Annotated in this window: 5 protein-coding genes and 1 pseudogene; 2 read left to right on the forward strand and 4 right to left on the reverse strand. The window is 63.7% G+C overall.

Annotated elements, in window-relative coordinates; translation table 11 throughout:
• Positions 1-238, reverse strand: a 238-nt coding sequence (locus AC16XC_RS06220; RefSeq protein ID WP_484033780.1) for a thiamine phosphate synthase, incomplete at its 3' end; no start/stop codon positions are given.
• Between the two features lie 78 nt (positions 239-316).
• Here AC16XC_RS06220 and AC16XC_RS06225 point away from each other — a divergent pair.
• Positions 317-718, forward strand: coding sequence for a hypothetical protein (locus AC16XC_RS06225; protein ID WP_484033781.1), 402 nt, complete (start codon positions 317-319; stop codon positions 716-718).
• Positions 719-753: 35 nt separating this feature from the next.
• Positions 754-1,137 (forward strand): hypothetical protein, encoded by a 384-nt coding sequence (locus tag AC16XC_RS06230; protein ID WP_484033782.1) that lies wholly within the window; start codon positions 754-756, stop codon positions 1,135-1,137.
• On the opposite strand, the gene AC16XC_RS06235 is transcribed toward AC16XC_RS06230, so the two are convergent.
• From AC16XC_RS06235 to AC16XC_RS06245, 3 genes and pseudogenes are all read right to left on the reverse strand, one after another.
• Entirely contained in the window at positions 1,116-2,006 is an 891-nt protein-coding gene (locus AC16XC_RS06235; RefSeq protein WP_484033783.1) for a fructose bisphosphate aldolase, read from the reverse strand. The genes AC16XC_RS06230 and AC16XC_RS06235 overlap by 22 nt on opposite strands.
• Before the next feature lie 26 nt (positions 2,007-2,032).
• A complete protein-coding gene (locus AC16XC_RS06240) occupies positions 2,033-3,244 on the reverse strand; it encodes a phosphoglycerate kinase (protein WP_484033784.1) in 1,212 nt (403 codons plus the stop codon).
• Positions 3,245-3,289: 45 nt separating this feature from the next.
• Positions 3,290-3,492: pseudogene (locus tag AC16XC_RS06245) on the reverse strand (erythrose-4-phosphate dehydrogenase); the annotation flags it as partial.

Below are 3,492 nucleotides of genomic sequence, written 5' to 3' on the forward strand. Positions count from 1 at the left end.
GCTTGGCCAGCGAGATTGAATCGTTGACGATGAACGCGACGTTTCGCTCCGCGCAGATCGCCTGGAGCGGCTCCGCAAGCCGCGCCGCTTCGTGCTCGTCGACATCCTTCACCCGGAACTGGAACGCAGCGATCCGTCCCGGTCCACCCGCCCCGGCATCGAGCGCACGTTTGAGGCGGGCGGGGAAATCGCCACCGACTTCGAGTGGCGAGATCAGGTATAGCTGGCATTTGCTCATCGCGGGCGCTCTATCGCGGCAAGGTCCCGGCGCCAAGCATTCTGGATCGGTTCATCAAATGCCGGCATAATCAGAGCTGTGAAGAATGCACTCGCCTTGCTGGCTCCGATTACCCTGGCCGCCTGTGCCACGACTACCGACGCGCCGATCGTTGACGGTGGCCTGCCGCAGCCCGATGGAACACTCGTCGGGATCGACCAACCCGCTTGGGTAGGAGCCGTGGTTGCGACGCCAAAGCAGATTGTCGAGGACAGTCGCTGTCCTGCCAATGTGCAATGTGTTTGGGCCGGAAGAGTCATCGTCGAAACGCGTATCGACGGGGTCGGATGGCGCGAGACGGTACCGCTTACCCTCGGCGAACCCCATTCCACACACGGCCGGATTGTCACGCTCGAAAATGTTGAACCTGCCGCAATCGCTGGCCAGGCGATCGATCCGGCGGCATATCGCTTCCGCTTCACGCAGAGCAAGAATCAATGAATCGAAGGCGTCTCCTATGCGCCTGGTCGGTCGTTATGCTGGCTTCCTGCACGACTGCCGGATCGGCCAGGATCCCGGGCTGTCATAAGGGGCCCTGCGTCAAGATCGGCGAGACGCAGGAATTGCCGACAATCAGCGCCACGCCCGAGGAAGTGCTCGAAGACAGCCGCTGCCCGATCGAGGCCGAATGCGTCACTGCGGGCGAATTCAGGCTCAGAACCAGGCTCGATATGGGACATGAGACGATCCGGGTCGAGCTTGACGCGTACAAGCCGCTGCGGATCAATGGCGGCATGCTGACCCTGGTCGAAGTCGCGCCTGACCGTTCGATCGAATGGCCGGACCTGAAGCCAGAGGACTATGCCTTCCGCTTCACCTTCGCGCCCGACATCATGGATCAGGAACGCGACGCCTCATAGATTTCGCCGATCGCCTTGCCGAGCGCGGCATCGAATTCCTCGTCGCTCATATCCGCCCGCAAGTCCTCCAGCAGCGCGCGGCTGAAGCTCGCGATCATGCCCTTGTTCTTCGCCAGCTCGGCGCAAGCCTCGGGCCGGCTGTAGCCGCCCGACAGGGCGACCACGCGGGTGACGGCCGGATGGTCGATCAGCGGGCTGTAGAAATTGGCTTCGACCGGCAGCGAAAGCTTGAGCATCAGTCTGTTCGAGGCCGGCAGCATCGCATCGAGCCGTTTCTCGATCTCCTCGCGCAGGATCTTCTCGCCTTCGGCGCGATCCTCCGCCTTGATGCTGTATTCGGGCTCGAGGATCGGGACCATCCCGGCCTCGATGATCCGTTGCCCGATTTCGAATTGCTGCGCGACAATGGCTGCGATGCCTTCCGCATTGGCCGAATGGATCACCGAGCGCATCTTGGTGCCGATCACACCGAGCGATTTCGCGCGCTCCAGCAGCGCATCGAGCCCGGGCATCGGCTTCATCAGCTGGACGCCATTCGCTTCCACCTCGAGGCCCTGGTCGACCTTGATGATCGGCACGATGTCTTTTTCGAGCAGCACGGCCGGAACCGGCTTGCCGCCCGCCATGCCGTCCATCGTCCTTTCGAACAGGATCGCGCCCAAGACCTTTTCGCCGGTGAAGCTGGGCGAGGTGATGATCCGCACCCGCATCTGGTGGATGAGGTCGAACATTTCCTCTTCGTTCGACCAGGCGCCGTCCTCGATCCCGTAACCCTTGAGCGCCTTGGGGGTCGATCCGCCCGACTGGTCGAGCGCGGCGATAAAGCCATCGGCATTTGCCAGCCTGTCGAGCATTTTCCGGTTCGCCATTGTCGTCTCCTGCCCTTGGGACCGTCCTATTTTTCCAACGCCGCAACGCCCGGCAGCTCACGCCCCTCCATCCATTCGAGGAAGGCGCCGCCGGCGGTCGAGATGTAGCTGAAATCCTCGGCCACGCCGGCCTGGTTGAGCGCGGCGACAGTATCGCCCCCGCCGGCGACCGAGACCAGCGACCCCTCTCGCGTCAGCGCGGCGGCGGTCCTGGCCAGTGCTACCGTGGCCGCATCGAAAGGCGGAGTCTCGAACGCGCCCAGCGGACCGTTCCACACCAGAGTGCGGCAGGTCTTGAGCACATCGCCCAGCGCCTCGACCGCCTGCGGGCCGATATCGAGGATCATCTCGTCCACGCCGACCTCGTGGACATTGCTGGTCCTCAGGGACGGCGGATTGGCGGCAAATTCCTCCGCCACCACGACGTCATAGGGCAGATGGACGGTGCAGCCTGCCGCATCCGCCGCATCGAGGATTTCCTCGGCGGTGCCGGCGAGATCGTGTTCGCACAGTGACTTGCCGACAGCGATTCCCCTGGCGGCAAGGAAGGTGTTGGCCATCCCGCCGCCGATGATCAGGTGATCGACCTTGCCGACGAGATGCTTGAGCACGGCGAGCTTGGTCGAGACCTTGGCCCCGCCGACCACCGCCGCAACCGGCTTTTGCGGATTGCCCAGCGCCGCGTCGAGCGCGGTCAGCTCCGCCTCCATCGCCCGCCCGGCATAGGATGGCAGGAAATGCGTTATCCCCTCGGTCGAAGCATGCGCGCGGTGCGCGGCGGAAAAGGCGTCGTTGACATAGAGATCGCCATTGGCGGCGATCGCCCGGGCGAATTCGGGGTCGTTGGCCTCCTCGCCGGGCCAAAAGCGGGTGTTTTCCAGCAGGCCGACATCGCCGGGAGCAAGGATGCCGATCGCCTGCGCGGCAACCGGCCCGGCCACTTCCGGAATGAACATCACCTCCTTGCCCAGCACCTCGTCAACCGCATCGAGCACCATCGAGAGCGAAAGCACCGAGCTGCGCCGCCCCTTGGGCCGCCCGAAATGGGCCAGCAAAAGGACCTTGGCGCCCTTTTCCGCCAGTTCGAGGACCGTCGGTGCCGCGGAACGGATGCGGGTCTTGTCCGTGACCTGCCCGCCGTCCATCGGGACATTGAGGTCGACCCGGACCAGCGCGACCTTGCCGGCGATGTCGCCAAGGTCGGCGCCGAGGTCATCGAGGGTGCGAAAGCTAGCCAATCAAGTCCCTTTCCTCCTCCCCCCATCGAGGGGGAAGGGCAAGTGTTACAGGAAGCTCGCCATCACCTTGGCGGTGTCGATCATCCGGTTCGAGAAGCCCCATTCATTGTCGTACCAGCTGACCACGCGGGCAAGCTTGCCTTCGAGCACCGAGGTTTCAAGGCTGTCGACCGTCGAACTGGCCGGGTAATGGTTGAAGTCCGAGCTGACGAGCGGCTGGTCGGTATAATCGAGCACGCCCTTCATCG

Source organism: Candidatus Andeanibacterium sp. (assembly GCF_057143545.1).

What these genes read in the sequence shown, in the direction of transcription:
- AC16XC_RS06230 (WP_484033782.1), top strand. Translation starts at nt 754, where the DNA reads ATGCTGGCTTCCTGCACGACTGCCGGATCGGCCAGGATCCCGGGCTGT.
- AC16XC_RS06235 (WP_484033783.1), bottom strand. Translation starts at nt 2,006, where the DNA reads ATGGCGAACCGGAAAATGCTCGACAGGCTGGCAAATGCCGATGGCTTT.